Source organism: Streptococcus sp. NCTC 11567, assembly GCF_902141215.1.
GTDB lineage: Bacteria > Bacillota > Bacilli > Lactobacillales > Streptococcaceae > Streptococcus > Streptococcus dysgalactiae.
In genome coordinates this window covers 235,475-249,817 of sequence record NZ_LR595857.1, presented here as the reverse complement: position 1 = coordinate 249,817, position 14,343 = coordinate 235,475, and the positions used below count along the sequence as shown (strand labels likewise).

11 protein-coding genes are annotated in these 14,343 nt (G+C 42.3%); 2 read left to right on the top strand and 9 right to left on the bottom strand.

What is annotated here, in order from left to right; genetic code table 11:
* Positions 1 to 31 precede the first annotated feature (31 nt).
* Complete coding sequence (locus FQT67_RS01355) at positions 32 to 1,213, bottom strand: MFS transporter (protein WP_042357826.1); 1,182 nt, start codon at positions 1,211 to 1,213, stop codon at positions 32 to 34.
* 90 nt (positions 1,214 to 1,303) lie between these two features.
* Here FQT67_RS01355 and FQT67_RS01350 point away from each other — a divergent pair, with 90 nt between their 5' ends.
* Positions 1,304 to 1,969 carry a cyclic nucleotide-binding domain-containing protein gene (locus FQT67_RS01350; RefSeq protein ID WP_015016615.1) on the top strand — a complete coding sequence of 222 codons (666 nt, stop codon included), beginning with the start codon at positions 1,304 to 1,306 and terminating at the stop codon, positions 1,967 to 1,969.
* 299 nt (positions 1,970 to 2,268) lie between these two features.
* On the top strand, positions 2,269 to 2,883 hold the full coding sequence (gene def, locus FQT67_RS01345) for a peptide deformylase (protein ID WP_003057870.1): 615 nt from the start codon (positions 2,269 to 2,271) through the stop codon (positions 2,881 to 2,883).
* A 67-nt stretch (positions 2,884 to 2,950) separates the two neighbouring features.
* Here def and FQT67_RS01340 read toward each other — a convergent pair whose 3' ends face one another.
* From FQT67_RS01340 to FQT67_RS01305, 8 genes are all read right to left on the bottom strand, one after another.
* Entirely contained in the window at positions 2,951 to 3,502 is a 552-nt protein-coding gene (locus FQT67_RS01340) for an NADPH-dependent FMN reductase (RefSeq protein ID WP_003057874.1), read from the bottom strand.
* An 85-nt stretch (positions 3,503 to 3,587) separates the two neighbouring features.
* On the bottom strand, positions 3,588 to 4,016 hold the full coding sequence (locus tag FQT67_RS01335) for a MarR family transcriptional regulator (protein WP_003057923.1): 429 nt from the start codon (positions 4,014 to 4,016) through the stop codon (positions 3,588 to 3,590).
* Between the two features lie 165 nt (positions 4,017 to 4,181).
* The gene (locus FQT67_RS01330) at positions 4,182 to 8,579 is read right to left on the bottom strand and encodes a PolC-type DNA polymerase III (RefSeq protein WP_046177205.1); all 4,398 of its coding nucleotides are present in this window, start codon (positions 8,577 to 8,579) and stop codon (positions 4,182 to 4,184) included.
* 116 nt (positions 8,580 to 8,695) lie between these two features.
* Entirely contained in the window at positions 8,696 to 9,253 is a 558-nt protein-coding gene (locus FQT67_RS01325) for a nucleotidyltransferase family protein (protein ID WP_012766519.1), read from the bottom strand.
* Between the two features lie 52 nt (positions 9,254 to 9,305).
* A complete protein-coding gene (locus FQT67_RS01320; RefSeq protein ID WP_015016612.1) occupies positions 9,306 to 11,162 on the bottom strand; it encodes a proline--tRNA ligase in 1,857 nt (618 codons plus the stop codon).
* A 190-nt stretch (positions 11,163 to 11,352) separates the two neighbouring features.
* The gene (gene rseP / locus FQT67_RS01315) at positions 11,353 to 12,612 is read right to left on the bottom strand and encodes an RIP metalloprotease RseP (RefSeq protein WP_046177206.1); all 1,260 of its coding nucleotides are present in this window, start codon (positions 12,610 to 12,612) and stop codon (positions 11,353 to 11,355) included.
* A gap of 97 nt (positions 12,613 to 12,709) precedes the next feature.
* Positions 12,710 to 13,504, bottom strand: a complete 795-nt coding sequence (locus FQT67_RS01310; RefSeq protein WP_046177207.1) for a phosphatidate cytidylyltransferase — start codon at positions 13,502 to 13,504, stop codon at positions 12,710 to 12,712.
* Positions 13,505 to 13,516: 12 nt separating this feature from the next.
* A complete protein-coding gene (locus tag FQT67_RS01305; RefSeq protein ID WP_003057878.1) occupies positions 13,517 to 14,266 on the bottom strand; it encodes an isoprenyl transferase in 750 nt (249 codons plus the stop codon).
* Positions 14,267 to 14,343: the final 77 nt, after the last annotated feature.

The window sequence follows — 14,343 nt, the reverse complement described above, 5'->3', positions numbered from 1 at the left end:
ACTGTTATTCGTTTATTTCGCCCTCGAGTCACTAAGTGGTTTTATTAAGCTTCTTGAAAAACCAGATATAACCTGCAAGTCCTGTTGCTAAACCAAGGCTTGCTAGTGCAAATATTAGATAGGCGGCTTTTAAATCAGAACTTAGGTGGGATAGAAGCTGCAAAACCAAAGCAGCACCACCGCCGCCCAGATTACACCCTATTAAGACAAGAGTCGTGGCTGATGTCAATTGATGACTAGGAATTCTTTCCGAGAGAGTATGAAAAACATAGGTTACTCCGATACTGTAAACAAAACCAGTTGATAGGGCACCAATTGCTACCAAAAAGAGATTGTCTCCCTGCCATAACACTAACATGCCCAAACCCAAGACAAAAGCAACCCAAGCCATCAACCTATCTTTTAGTAACATAAGAAGAGGACCAAAACTGATGCCAGCCAAAATGCCCATAAGCATCATCAAACTTAAAATCAAACTGGCTTGTGTGGCGCTCCCCATCTGACCTTGATCAATCACTTGAGGAATTCGCAAGGTATTAGAAGTATTGACTAAAATGACAAATCCAGCATAACCAGCCAACCCTAAAATCTGCCACAATTGCTTTAGTGATAAGTTCTGACGCTCTTGTGGCGCTACTGGAGCTTGATGAGAAATCATAGGAGGTACAAAAAGGAGGTAAAGCGCTAAAATAACAAACCCAAAGCCATAGATCAAATAAGCCAAAGACCAGCCAAAAGGAATCAGATAACCCGCCAAAAAAGTGAGGAAGGCTGACCCTAAGACTTCTGCTGACCCTCGATAACCTAACATGGTTATCCTTTCCTTACCAGAAAAGCGTTCACTAATAATATTAATCGCGCGAGCATTAATCAGACCAATACCTAACCCTAATAAAATCCGTGAGCCAAACACAAGTGGGTAAGCTTGATTGAGAACAGGAAAACTTCCACCACCTGCCAAAAGAAGGAGCCCCACTACAACTGTTGTACGTTCAGACAAAAAACGATTCAGGAAAGGCATAATGAGAAGAACCCCTAAAATGGCAAAAGAGGACAGGGAAAATAGGATTTCCACAGACTGCGCCTGATAGCCCTGCGCTTGATAATAAGCAATCATTTTAGGAAGGGCGGGTGACACTGCAAAAGGTGAAACCATCATCAGGGACAAACTGAGGAGGCTTATTTTTTCAATAAGGGATTTTTGGGATACCATCAAAGAGACTCTCTTTCCTTGAATATTTTAGCTACCTTCAGTATAATCAAAAGAAAACGATAAAAATAGGACCTAGGTCATAAAAAGCCCATGAAGACGATTTCAGATACCAAATTGTTGGCATACTACTTAACAAAGCATCGGCTGGAGGAATTTTTCCCAAAAAATAGCCACCCACACCTGCAGCTAACCCACTACCTAAAAGGAGAAGCCATTTGTGTACAAGACCAGGAACTCAAGGCTCTTTATTACTTGGTGCAAGGCAACATCAAAATTGTACGACGCTTGTTTAATGGTAAAGAACACATTTTAGAAACCCATAACGGACCCATTCTTATCGGCGATATTGAATTAATGACCGATCAAAAAGCAGTGACTTCGGTCATTGTTCTTGATGAAGCTTATGTTGTTCAACTGCCACTCACCCATAAAGAAAGCCTCCTGACGGATGCAGACTTCCTCTATCATATTGGTCGAGGATTGGCTCAAAACTTTTACAAGCAAAATATCACTTCTACAACCAACATTACCTATACCGTCAAAGAACGTCTAGCCTCTTACCTCATTGCACATGAGAACCAGCAAAAAGTTCATTTAAACCTGACCTTACTGGCTGACCGTTTCGGGACCAGCTATCGCCACCTTCATCGAGTGGTTCATCAGCTCATCCTTCAAGGCATGATTGAACGAACCTCTTTCAAAACCTATCGGATTATTGATCAGCAGGGCCTGCTTCAATTAAGCGCTAATGACTGATTGCATTTTCCTGACAAAAATAAAGGGAATCCACTAGGGATTCCCGGTTTTTAGAAACAGTGTCATCTTTCTCTCTAAAGATTCCATGTTTGGATATCATTGAGATTATACAAGGAAAGTCACAAGATGGCAACTGATTTAACTCCAATTGCTCATGTTTCTTTCAAACTGACATAGGTGGTTGATTTCTCAGCACCTGTCGGCTTAACCCTACCATTGCCACTTCCTTTTGTGGCTTCTTTTAAAAAGAATCAATTTGTGATATAGTAAATCCAGTTAAAAAAATTAAAGGAGTAGACATGTCTGCACAAGATAAAATAATTAAACCAAGTCATCTCATTACCATGGATGACATTATTCGTGAAGGGAATCCTACCTTAAGGGCTGTTGCTAAAGAAGTGACTCTGCCCCTAAGTGACGAGGATATTCTCCTAGGAGAAAAAATGATGCAGTTCTTGAAGCATTCTCAAGACCCTGTCATGGGAGAGAAGCTAGGCCTTCGAGCGGGTGTTGGTTTGGCCGCACCTCAGATTGATGTGTCAAAACGTATCATCGCCGTACTAGTTCCTAACCTTCCTGATCAAGAAGGAAACCCTCCAAAAGAAGCTTATAGTTTGCAAGAAGTTCTTTACAATCCTAAAATTGTTTCTCACTCTGTTCAAGATGCTGCTTTAGCTGACGGTGAAGGTTGCCTCTCTGTTGACCGGGTGGTTGAAGGTTACGTCGTGCGTCACGCCCGTGTTACCGTAGAGTATTTTGACAAGACTGGCGAAAAACATAAAATCAAGTTAAAAGGTTATAACGCTATTGTCGTTCAACATGAAATCGACCATATCAACGGCGTCATGTTTTACGATCGTATCAATCCAACAGCTCCTTTCAAAGCTGATGATAACCTGTTACTTCTTGACTAAACCCAACTTAAAAGAGACTGGCTCTGTGGCCAGTCTCTTTTAAGTTGTGAATTGAGGATAAGTGATCTTAACGAAGCTCTTGGAGGACTTCTTCAACTTGGTTAGCCAATTTTTCATGAAGGCTTTCTGACAAGGTAATTTTACCAGTTGCCCATGCTTCAGGGTTAATTGGACCACCTGCAAATTCACCAATAACATTAGTACGAATAAATGGCAACAATTCGCGGTAATGTTTGAAAACAGCTTTTGGTGATTCCCCATTTGCAAGGGAAGATACTGTAAAGAATTTATCGTGGATTGATGAAGCTGCTGCATGATCGCTTGGATCAAGAGAACGGCTTGCCCAGTCCAATAAGTTTTTCACTGTTCCAGGAATTGCCCAGTTATAAACAGGTGAGAAGATCCAGACAAGGTCTGCTGCTTCAAGCTCTTTACGAATACGATCCATAGCTGGAACACCTTGAGCTTCCAATTCTTCGTTAAACAATGGAAGGTCTGCATAATCCAGATAAGAAACTTCTGCACGATCGCCAATCATTTCTTCAGCGATTTGCGCCATTTGCTTGTTAAATGAGTTTTGGCGTAATGATCCGACGATAAACAGAATTTTTTTAGACATGTGTTTCTCCTTTTATACTAGTTAGTGACTAGTATTACTATGTAGTTATTATAACGTGAAACGGAAAAACTGTAAAGCCCTTTGTTTATAAGTTTTTAAATTTTTTCAATAAAGTGATTAATTCTTTCTGTTCCGCTTCGGTTAAAACAGAGAAGGCTTGCTCCACACGCTTGATGTGTTTAGGAAGGGCGTCTTCAATTAAGGCCCTGCCTTGATCTGTCAACTCCACAAGATAAGCCCTTTTATCTTTGTCATCTTTGCAACGGCTAATCCACCCATTTCGTTCCATATTACGCAAAACCACTGTCATGTTTCCTGAGGTTGCCAACAAGGAGTCAATGAGGTTATTAATGCGCATGCTCCCTTTGGTATGTAAAACCTCTAACACACTAAACTGGGTAGGGGTCAAATTAGCATTCTTAAACACATCTGATCCAAAGGCATCTAAGGTGCGCTGAGCCTTACGAAAAACCACCATGGCTTTTAAGGCACTATTCTTATCTAGGTTACTCATTTCTCACTCCTCACTCAGTTATATGTCACTGATTAGTATTAACAATTTCTGATAAAAATAGGGAATGGGATATGATCCAAGAAGTCAACTCTCTTGGTTTGGCATCCCAACCCCTATTCACACATTTTTTCCTATTCTATCACAGAATCTTCTAAAAGAAAAGGTTTAGAAGAAATCATCAAATAGGCTTAATTGGTTGTCATCAGGCATATTGCCTAAAATACCCATGTCATCCATTTTTTCTACGAGCGTTGACGAGGCACCGCCTCGTTTACGCAGTTCCATTTTAGACAGGAATTCCCCTTCTTGACGAGCTTTCACGATTTGCTTCGCCACGTTTTCACCCAAACCTTCTAAGGCAACAAATGGTGGAATCAGCGTGTCCCCTTCGATTTGAAACTCTGTTGCTTTACTCTTATAAAGGTCTAGTTTTCCAAATTTAAAACCACGTTCCAGCATCTCATTCACGATCTCCAAGGTCGTAAAGAGATCATTTTCCACATTGGTGGCTTCATTATTTTTACGCTTGATACTGATATCTTCCATCCGAGCCTTGACGGCTTCTAAGCCACCACTCATGGTTTTTAATTCAAAGGCTTTAGCACGAATAGAGAAGTAAGCACAATAATACATAAGAGGATGATGCACCTTGAAGTAAGCTACCCGAAGGGCCATCAAAACATAAGCTGCCGCATGGGCTTTAGGGAACATGTACTTGATTTTTCCACACGATTCAATGTACCAGTCGGGCACATTATTTTCCCGCATGGCATCAATATAGCCATTACGTTCTTCCTCAGAAATTTTCAGCCAGAGGCCCTTACGCACACGCTCCATAATGGTAAAGGCCATTTTCGGTTGCAAGCCAGCGTGCATGAGGTAAACCATGATGTCGTCACGACAACCGATAACGGTTTTTAGGGTCGCAATGCCTTCTTTAATCAAATCTTGTGCATTACCAAGCCAAACATCGGTTCCATGAGATAGTCCAGACAACTGCAACAATTCTGCAAAAGTGGTTGGATGCGTTTCGTTAACCATGCCGCGAACAAAGTTGGTTCCAAATTCTGGAATGCCGAGCATGCCAGTTGGTGTTCCAATTTGTTCTGGAGTGACTCCTAAAACCTCTGTCCCAGAAAAGAGAGCCATAACACCTGGATCATCAGCAGGGATAGTAATAGGATCAATGCCCGATAAATCCTGAAGTTTACGAATCATGGTCGGATCATCATGCCCTAGGATATCAAGTTTCAAGACGTTCTCATCAATATCGTGGAAGTTAAAGTGAGTTGTCTGCCAAGAAGCCGTTACATCATCGGCTGGATATTGCACGGGGGTAAAATCATAAACATCCATGTAATTAGGAATAACAACAATTCCTCCAGGGTGCTGCCCAGTTGTTCGTTTTACTCCGGCAGCTCCTGCTGCTAGACGATCCACCTCAGCATCACGATAGAACTTGCCATAGTCGCGTTCATAGCCTTTAACAAATCCATAAGCTGTTTTTTCTGCTACGGTACCTACGGTTCCAGCACGAAAAGCATACTCAGCACCAAAAATATCTCGAACATCTAAATGGGCACTCGGCTGATCATCACCAGAGAAGTTCAAATCAATATCGGGTACCTTATCCCCGTCAAATCCAAGGAAGGTCTCAAAGGGAATATCTTGGCCGTCTTTTTGATAAGGGGTGCCACATTTTGGACAAGGCTTATTAGGTAAATCATAGCCCGATCCGACTGAACCATCTGTGATAAATTCAGAATGTTGGCAGGACGGGCAAACGTAGTGAGGCGGCATAGGATTAACCTCGGTAATCCCGATCATGGTTGCCACAAAACTGGACCCAACAGATCCCCTAGAACCAACCAGATAGCCTCGCTCATTTGACCGGTTAACAAGCATTTGTGACGCTAGGTAAATCACGGCAAAGCCGTTCCCCAAGATAGAGGTTAGCTCTTTTTCAATTCGCAAATCGATAATATCTGGTAGAGGATTACCATAAATTTCAAACGCTTTTTGATAGGTTAATTCGGCAACCGTCTCTTCAGCCTTGTCGATATACGGGGTATAGAGGTCTCCCTTAACCACTTCCACTTCCTCAATGCGGTCCGCCATATCCTGAGTATTTTGCACAACCACTTGATAAGCGAGGTCTTTTCCAAGAAAGGCAAACTCATCCAGCATTTCATTGGTTGTTCTAAAGTGCGCTTTAGGTAGGGGAGCAGGTTGGGCCCCTTCCCCACGGCCGATTGTTCTATTAATCATGGCACCCTGACCGAGACTACGCACAATAATTTCACGGTAAATCTCTTCTTCAGGCTCTAGATAATGCACATTCCCAGTAGCAAGAACTGGCTTATTAGCTCGTTTCCCTACTTCAATAAGGTCACGAATCACCTGCTCAATACCTGCTTGGTCTTTGATTAATTCACGGACAACCAATGGCTGGTAAATGGCTGGGGGCATGATTTCGATAAAATCATAATACTTAGCTAAATCAACCGCCGCATCAATTCCTTTAGTCAGAACGGCATCAAAAACTTCCCCATCCGAACAAGCTGTTCCTAGTAACAACCCCTCTCTGTGAGCATCTAAGACGGTTCTTGGAATACGAGGAACCCCTTCAAAATATTTGATATTGGAAAGGCTGACCAACTTAAACATATTTTTAAGACCAACCTGATTTTGCACATAGATAGTCGCATGCTTAATCCGCGCTTTTTTGTAAGAATCCTCAGCCACCAAATCTGTATTGAGTTGTAAAAGGTTTTTGATGCCATGCTTTTCTCTGGCATCTCTTAGAAAAATAAACAAAAGACGTCCTGTGGCTTCCGCGTCGTAATTGGCCATATGATGGTGGTCTAGACTCACTTGGAAACGCTTGGTGAGCGGTCCCAAACCGTGACGCTTGTATTCAGGATACAAGTTTCTAGCAAATTCTAAGGTATCAATCACAGGCTGTGTGATTTTGGGCAAGTTGTGGCGTTCATAATTGGCGTTCATAAAGCCCACGTCAAAACTGGCGTTGTGGGCAACCAAGATACTATCTTTGCAAAAGTCCTGAAAAGCTTTTAGGACGGTAACCAATGGCTTGGCGCCCTGCAAATGCTTATCGGTAATCCCTGTCAATTCGGTGGTAAAGGCAGAAAGAGGATGCCCAGGATCAATGAATTCATCAAACTGCTCTACAATATTTCCTTTAAACATTTTGGAAGCCGCAATCTGAATCAGGTCATTATTCATAGCAGATAGGCCTGTGGTTTCCACGTCAAAGACCACATAGATAGCTTCGTGCAAATCCATATCAACAGGATCATAAGAAATAGGCACCTTGTCCTCAACAATATTGGCTTCTAGGCCAAAAATAGCCTTAATCCCAGCTTTGCGAGCCCTATGGTAGCCATGAGGAAAACTTTGCACATTAGCATGGTCGGTAATAGCAACCGCCTTGTGTCCCCACTTGGCTGCCGTATCAATCAAGCTTTCTACTGTCGGTAAGGCATCCATGGTAGACATATTGGTGTGGGCATGAAACTCAACCCGTTTTTGCCCTTCTGGCATCAGGTCTTTGCGCTCATGATGTACAATTTCTTTGACCTGCTGGACATTCATGGTGAGACTCTTCGTAAAAGGATTGGTCTCAATATTCCCTTGTACCCGTAACCAAGCCCCCTTAGCAATCATATCAAATTTACGGAGCTCCTCATCGTCTTTGGCCCATTTTTGCAGAGCAAACGAGGAGGTATAATCTGTCATTTTAAAGTTGATGATATGGCGACCTGTCCTAGTGGTCTTGCGCTCCACATCAAAAACCATCCCCTCAAAGACAATTCGGTTTTCTTCGGTCTCAATCTCTATCATTGGTGTGATGGCTGCTTTTTCAAATCCTGCCTGACGCTGCGCCACGCGCTCTTTATAATCAAATTTAGGAGCAGGTGTTGCTTCTTCAGCCGGTGGCATCATGGCCTCAAGGGATTTTTGGGCTTCCAAATTATCCTGCACAGCCTTTTCCACAAGAGCCTGACGACTGGAAACAAAATCCTTGGTCAAATGCTCAGTCATCTCCTGATCTGACACCATATCAATGGTTAAGGTGCCAAAGCCAAAAGCTTCAAATTGTTTGACCAAATTAGGCAAATGATTTTTTCTAAAATGGTCATTATTAACAAAACGCGGCGCTGCAATAATGAGTTTGTCATTCTCATAAGTCACTTTGAGCTTTGCAAAAGAGGATTTAAAACTAGCCCCATTACAAGGTGCATGTTCAAAAGCTTCTTGGTAATAAGCTTGAAGCACATCATCTGAATAATCCACCTGAGCAGCCTGAATATCAAAGGTTACCTTAATGTCAGCCGCCTCAAAGGTTCGTATCAAACGATCATGCAATTCACGATAGGTTGCAATCGGTAAAATCTCCGCGAAAGCAAAATGAAATTCCCACAAGCGTGATACCGAATGCACCTTCACCTCGATAATATCAGCAGACGAAAAAGCACTTGAACGTCTCATGTCAAGCGGCATTTCTATCTGTTCCATCAATTTAACGAATAAGTCTGACATAGTTTACTCCCGATTTTCTTAAGCTCTATTTTATCACAATTAAGGATTATTTTCGAGTTTTAAAAGAGAAAGAAAAGGAAGGAAACTTGGTCTCCTCCCCTGTCTTCTCTGTTAACCTAATCAAGAAAATAGCGGAGTTTCGGCCACTTCTCTTTCCAATTTTTCGCTACTAAACGCTTTTGATAAAGCAAAAGCCGCTCCTTATCTGATAGAAAATGAGGGGTCGGGTGGCATTCAAAAGCTAGGACATCAGCTAACCCATAAGGGGCAAACAGTTCCAGCTGGTCATCAATCCGCCTAAGAGCAATAGCTGTGCATCGCTCGGGGTACTTTGAAATGGCATCACACGTTGATAAGTACGGTTCGGTATTAGGACAATGGCTGTGCATATAAGCTTGATTTCGAACTTCCCAACGATAATTTGGAAATTTTTTATTAAGGAAATCTTCGACAACTTGATTCGCTTCGTAAGGCAAACTAGGGTCAAAAAACACCACATCAATATCAGTATCTGCATCAAAACCAATACCATAGGCCAACTGGTTCCAGATGAAATTCCGAATAGCTCCTGCTGCTAACCAGGCATCCCTCAAAGGCAGACTTGCAATAATGGTTAAAATGGTCATCATATCCTTGTCTGCCGCTATTAATTCTTTGAAACGATTATCTGTCATAGGTGTAGTATATCAAAAAGAGGCTACTCTAAACAGGCAACCTCTTCATTTTTTATTGTTCTTTTGTCAAAATTTCAAGGGTTTCAATAAGGTTATCAGCAGTGACTTCGATGCTGTCTCCAGTTGCCTTGATTTTAATTTCCACGATGCCATCAGCGGCTTTTTTGCCAACAGTGACACGAATTGGCAAGCCAATCAAATCACTATCAGAGAATTTTGAACCAACACGTTCGTTACGGTCATCTGTCAAGACCTCATAGCCTTTAGCCATCAAGTCTGCTTCTAATGTCGCCGTTAGGTCTTGTGCTGCTTGGTCTTTGACATTAACCGTAATCAAATGCACGTCAAACGGTGCCAATTCTTTAGGGAAGTTAATGCCCCAAGCATAACGGTAATCACCTTTTGGTGTCTTGTTCACAAAGAGACGGGCATGCTGTTCAATGACAGCAGACAGGATACGGCTAACACCGATACCATAGCATCCCATGACAATTGGAACGGCTCTGCCATTCTCATCAAGAATAGTTGCTCCCATGCTATCTGAGTAGCGAGTGCCCAACTTGAAAATATGACCCACTTCGATACCGCGCGCAAACTGGAGAATACCATGACCATCTGGAGACATTTCTCCTTCTTTGACTTCACGAATATCAACGTATTCAGCTTGGAAATCACGTCCTGGATTAATCCCTGTCAAATGGAATCCGTCCTTGTTGGCTCCTGCCACAGCATTAGCAAGGTCTTGCACTTTGCGGTCAGCCACGATGCGGCTACCCTCTGCCAAGTTGACAGGTCCAAGTGAGCCAAAACCTGCGCCAAAGAAGGCACGTGCGTCATCTTCGCTAGCTGGCTCTAAGAAGTCTGCTCCAAGGTAATTTTTCAGTTTAACATCGTTAACTTGGTCATTACCAACTAACAAAGCAACAACAGGCTCATTGTCGGCCATGAAGAGCAAGGTTTTGATGGTTTGCGTTTCATCTACTGAAAGGAAGTCAGCCACTTCATCAATGGTCTTACAATTTGGTGTTTCCACTTCTGTCAAGGCATCTTCAGCAGCGACTTTTGATGACGGTTTGTATTCATTAGTTGCCATCTCGAGGTTGGCAGCGTAGCTTGATTCACTAGAGTAAGCGATAGTATCCTCACCAGAAATCATCCAAGCTGTCAATTCTGCTTTAATCTCTTCTAGAACCTCTTCTGGAATATCTGCGAGGCTTGGGATAGATTTGTCCAAGACCACCCAACGGTCAAGGTCTGTACGTTCTGGTGTAATAGCCATGAATTCTTGAGAATCCTTACCACCCATAGCACCACCATCTCCAATAATCCCTTTGAAGTCTAGACCTGCTCTGGTAAAAATAGCTTCATAAGCTTGACGATAGTCTTCATAAGTCACATCCAAGTCGTCGTAATTTGGATGGAAACTATAACCGTCTTTCATGATGAATTCACGGGTACGAAGCAAGCCATTACGAGGGCGTTTTTCGTCACGATATTTGGCTTGGATTTGGTAAAGGTTTAGTGGTAATTGCTTGTAAGATTTAACCGCGTCACGCACCAAGGTTGTAAAGGTTTCTTCATGAGTTGGACCCAAGATAAAGTCTGATTTGTCACGGTTTTTAAGCTTGTAAAGGTCGTCGCCGTAGGTCTCATAACGACCAGACTCACGCCAAAGGTCAGCTGTCAAAAGGGCTGGTGCTAACATTTCTACGGCACCAATTTTTTCAAATTCTTCGCGCATGATGGTCTTGAATTTCTCAATGGTACGGTTTGCCAGTGGTAAATAAGCATAGATACCAGCGGAAACTTGGCGCACATAACCTGCACGCACCATAAGCGCGTGGCTAATTACTTGAGCGTCACTTGGCATTTCGCGCAAGGTTGGGATAAGCATTTTACTTTGTTTCATAAATTAGTACGTTTTGATACAAGGCCAGAGGCGACTGCTATTCCCAAAAGTTTGGGATTGCTTGCCAATCGGGCTATTCAATAGAGAATTGAATGTGTATTCCTTTCATTCTGTGGTAAGTCATTAAGCCGTATTTTCGGTCGGCTTTGAATTTTCTTGTAACAGGTTACTTTTATTGAAGCGAGTCTCTTTAGAAGAAAGCTCGCATAATATCATTCCACGTCACGGCAATCATCAGTACAACCATGATGGCAACCCCAACAAGAGTGATATAGGTTTCTGTTTCTTGTTTCAAAGGTTTACGACGAATGGCTTCAATAATATTCATCAAGATTTTCCCACCGTCAAGGGCAGGGATTGGAATTAAGTTGAAAATTCCCAAGTTGATAGAGAGCATTGCCATGAGAGATAAGACAGAATCTAAGCCATTTTGGGCAGCCTGATTAGACATTTGGTACATGGCAACTGGACCACCTAGCTTATTTAAACTAAAGGCAGTGATCAGACCTTTCAAGGCGTTCAAAATAGCAAAAGCACCATTCCAAGCCAATTCTAAACCGCCTAGAAGCTTATCAACAAAACCTGTTTTCAACCTTGCCTTCACACCTAGAGCATATTGATTGCCCTGTTTTTGAGGCTTAATAGCGACGGTTTTTAGGGTTTGACCTGATTTGTAAGTCACCTTAATCGTTTCGGAAGCACCTAGATTGCGAGTAGACGCTTGGACAGCTTCGGTCAAATCTGCCCAATCCTTGACCTTATGACCATTGATAGTGACAATCCGGTCATTGTCGCGGATACCAGCTTTAGCAGCGGCACCATTTTCTTGCACACGGACCTGATTGCTACTAAAATCTGGCATACCACCTTGTAAAAAAACAAGGAGGATAAAAACCACAATCCCTAGAATAAAGTTATTCATAGGGCCAGCAAAGTTAGTGATTAAGCGGCCACCAATGCTAGCATTTTGGTATTGCACATCAAGCGGAGCGATTCGAATCTCAGTACCGTCTTCTTCAACAATGGTTGCATTATGGTCAACAGCATAAGTCTTGGTCTCATCCAAAACCAAACCGGTGATACTAAGGTCATCTTCCAAATCATAGGAGGTGACATTCATGGGCAGGCTAGTGGGATCAATCTTACTTTGAGACAAGTTGATGCGCTTGACCAACCCTTGCTCATTTAGCGTCAAGCTAGCTGGTGTCCCAGTCTTGATTTCTGTCTTGTCATCTCCCCAACCAGCCATACGCACGTAACCACCCAAAGGCAAAATTCTCAAGGTGTAGAGAGTTCCTTCTTGGTCAACATGCGAAAAGATTTTGGGGCCCATACCAATGGCAAATTCTCTGACAAGAATCCCAGATTTTTTGGCAAAATAGAAATGCCCAAATTCATGGACAATGACTAAAATCCCAAAAATAATAATAAAGGTTATTATTCCTAACATAGAGTTCCTTTCAGTCTATTATTTCTATTGAGTTCTTGCTGTTCTCAGGCTTTGCGTAAGTCACCCTTAAACGTGCAAAAACACTGTTGGCTATTGCTTAAAACAGTCCAAATAGATGCATGATGGGAAAAACAAAAATCATGGAGTCAAAGCGGTCCAAAATACCACCATGCCCCGGGATTAGTTTGCCAGAATCCTTCACACCAAAATGTCGTTTAATGGCACTTTCAACCAAATCTCCAAATTGGGCAAAAATCGAAAAGAGCGCCACTAAAACCAGCATGACCAAAAAGTGATGAGGCGCATAAACAGCACGGTCAACTAGCATAAACACAAAGGAAACAAGGACTGCGCAGGCAATTCCGCCTAAACTCCCCTCAATTGTTTTATTGGGCGACACACTAGGCAATAGTTTGCGTTTACCAAACTGGCGACCAATCATATAGGCACCGATATCTGTTGCCCAAACGATAAATAAGGCTAACAAGTCTTTATCAATTCCCGACATGCGTGCATTGACTAAATTTTGAAAACCAATTCCAACATAGAGACTGGCTGCAATAGGGAAGGTGGCATCTTCAAAAGAGTAAGCTCTATTATTTAAGACAGTTCCTGCTAAAAGGAAAAAGACTAAGAGCCCATACCCTGCAAAACTAGCGTCAATCGGCAAAAAGGTGAGGTAATGATCCATTGGAACCGTCAAGACAAAGGCTGCCAACATGGCAAATACCCCTTCAAACGAAAAGACTTCTAATCTTTTCATTTTCAGTAATTCTGATACCCCAATCATGGCCAAAACGCCTACAAATAATTGGAATGGTAGGTTTCCTATAATGAGAAAAGGTAGAAAAATAGCTGCTGCTACTCCTCCCCAGATAACACGTTCTTTCATAACTATCTCCTTTTAGACCTTGCCAAAACGACGTTGGCGGCGGTTATAATCCGCAATGGCCTTTAGTAGCTCTGCCTTTTTAAAATCCGGCCACAAGACTGGTGTGAAATAAAATTCACTGTAAGCTGACTGCCAAGGCAAGAAATTGCTCAAGCGCAACTCCCCACTTGTGCGAATAATCAAATCAGGATCACGGTAAAGATATGGCAAATGATCCGTCATCAGGTAATTAGCAATCAAATCTTCTGTAATGTCACCAGGATTTAACTTAGCGTCCAAGACGTCTTGGGCAATCAAACGAACAGCACTGGTAATTTCTGCACGACCACCATAATTGAGGGCAAAATTTAAAATCAAGCCAGTATTACGCTTGGTTTTATCAATGGCAGCATTTAGCGCTGTCAAGGTGTCTGCAGGCAGGCGATGAGTTTCTCCAATCATTTGCACCTTAACATTATTTTTATGTAAAGTTGGCACGTATTTGTCAAAAAACTCTACTGGTAAATTCATAATAAAAGAGACTTCATCCTGAGGACGAGACCAGTTTTCTGTCGAGAAGGCATAGACTGTCAAGACCTTGACACCTAAGTCTGAGGCGGCAATGGTCACGTCCTGCAAGGCATCCATTCCCGCTTTATGACCAAAGACTCTAGGCTTTAACCGTTTTTTTGCCCAGCGCCCATTGCCATCCATAATAATTCCAATGTGTTTTGGGATTTTATCCAAAACAACTTTTTTTGATTTCGCTTTTAATCCAAACATGTTTTTTCCTTATTGATAAGCATACTTATCTCATATTCTATCATATTTCGCCCCGTTTGGCTCACTTTTTATTACTA

Coding starts and splice junctions, on each gene's coding strand:
- FQT67_RS01355 (WP_042357826.1), bottom strand. CDS start 1,213: ATGGTATCCCAAAAATCCCTTATTGAAAAAATAAGCCTCCTCAGTTTG.
- FQT67_RS01350 (WP_015016615.1), top strand. CDS start 1,304: ATGAAGACGATTTCAGATACCAAATTGTTGGCATACTACTTAACAAAG.
- def (WP_003057870.1), top strand. CDS start 2,269: ATGTCTGCACAAGATAAAATAATTAAACCAAGTCATCTCATTACCATG.
- FQT67_RS01340 (WP_003057874.1), bottom strand. CDS start 3,502: ATGTCTAAAAAAATTCTGTTTATCGTCGGATCATTACGCCAAAACTCA.
- FQT67_RS01335 (WP_003057923.1), bottom strand. CDS start 4,016: ATGAGTAACCTAGATAAGAATAGTGCCTTAAAAGCCATGGTGGTTTTT.
- FQT67_RS01330 (WP_046177205.1), bottom strand. CDS start 8,579: ATGTCAGACTTATTCGTTAAATTGATGGAACAGATAGAAATGCCGCTT.
- FQT67_RS01325 (WP_012766519.1), bottom strand. CDS start 9,253: ATGACAGATAATCGTTTCAAAGAATTAATAGCGGCAGACAAGGATATG.
- FQT67_RS01320 (WP_015016612.1), bottom strand. CDS start 11,162: ATGAAACAAAGTAAAATGCTTATCCCAACCTTGCGCGAAATGCCAAGT.
- rseP (WP_046177206.1), bottom strand. CDS start 12,612: ATGTTAGGAATAATAACCTTTATTATTATTTTTGGGATTTTAGTCATT.
- FQT67_RS01310 (WP_046177207.1), bottom strand. CDS start 13,504: ATGAAAGAACGTGTTATCTGGGGAGGAGTAGCAGCAGCTATTTTTCTA.
- FQT67_RS01305 (WP_003057878.1), bottom strand. CDS start 14,266: ATGTTTGGATTAAAAGCGAAATCAAAAAAAGTTGTTTTGGATAAAATC.